This is a genomic window from Mycobacterium sp. 852002-40037_SCH5390672, from assembly GCF_001665875.1.
Lineage (GTDB): Bacteria > Actinomycetota > Actinomycetes > Mycobacteriales > Mycobacteriaceae > Mycobacterium.
Genome location: NZ_LZTA01000020.1, coordinates 1 through 1,404 on the forward strand (window position 1 = coordinate 1; position 1,404 = coordinate 1,404).

A 1,404-nucleotide genomic window follows, 5' to 3' on the forward strand; every position below is an offset into this window, starting at 1 on the left:
CGACCAAGCGTATGGGCGCGATATTCAACGAGTACAAATCGAACAGCTCCGTGATGATCGTCCTCGAGGGCCAAAATCCTCTGGGCGCCGACGCGCATGCCTACTACGACCAGGTCGTCAAGAAGCTCGACGCCGACACCAAACACGTTGAACACGTTCAGGATATGTGGAGCGATCCACTGACCGGGGCGGGCGCGCAGAGCAACGACGGCAAGGCCGCCTACGTTCAGGTTTACCTCGCCGGTAATCAGGGCGAGGCCTTGGCCAACGAGTCGGTGGAATCCGTTCAGAAGATCGTCAAGAGTGTGCCGACGCCCAAGGGGGTCAAGACCTATGTGACCGGCCCCGCGGCACTGTCAGCGGATCAGCACACCGCCGGTGACCGCAGCCTGCAGCTCATCACGGCGGCCACGTTCACCGTCATCATCGGCATGCTGCTGTTGGTCTATCGGTCGATCATCACCGTGCTGCTGACGCTGGTGATGGTGGTGCTCGAGCTGTCCGCCGCGCGCGGCATGGTCGCTTTCCTGGGCTACTTCAAGATCATCGGGCTCTCGACGTTCGCCACGAACTTGTTGGTGACGCTGGCGATCGCGGCCGCCACCGACTATGCGATCTTTTTGATCGGCCGATATCAGGAAGCCCGGGCTGTCGGCGAATCCCGGGAAGACGCGTACTACACGATGTACAAGGGCACCGCGCATGTGGTGCTGGGGTCGGGTTTGACCATCGCCGGTGCGACGTTTGCCCTGCACTTCACCAACCTGCCGTATTTCCAGACGTTGGGCATCCCGTTGGCCATCGGCATGGTGGTCGTGGTGGCGGCGGCGTTGACGCTGGGTCCGGCAGTCATCTCGGTAGTGACGCGCTTCGGCAAGACACTCGAACCCAAACGCACGCAACGGATTCGCGGGTGGCGCAAGATCGGAGCGCTCGTCGTCCGCTGGCCCGGCCCGATCCTGGTCATGACGATCGGGGTCGCACTGGTCGGGCTGCTGACGCTGCCGGGCTACCGCACCAATTACAACGACCGCAACTACCTGCCCGCGGACCTGCCCGCCAACGAGGGTTACGCCGCTGCGGACCGGCACTTCTCGCAGGCGCGGATGAACCCCGAAGTGCTGATGATCGAAAGCGATCATGACCTGCGGAACTCCGCGGACTTCCTGGTCATCGATAAAATCGCCAAGACGGTCTTCCGGGTGCCGGGAATCGGGCGCGTGCAAGCCATCACCCGCCCGCAGGGGACACCGATCGAGCACACCTCGATCCCCTTCCAGATCAGCATGCAGGGCGTCAGCCAGCAGATGAACCAGAAGTACCAAGAAGATCAGATGGCCGACATGCTGCACCAGGCCGACATGATGCAGACGACCATCGACAGCATGGAAAAGATGTCCAGCA

General features: G+C 62.1%; 1 protein-coding gene. It reads left to right on the forward strand.

All coding sequences use genetic code 11. The annotated features are described in order from the left end of the window. Positions 1-1,404 (forward strand): MMPL family transporter (locus tag A5782_RS04295; RefSeq protein ID WP_156623790.1); only part of this gene is annotated, 1,404 nt, incomplete at both ends.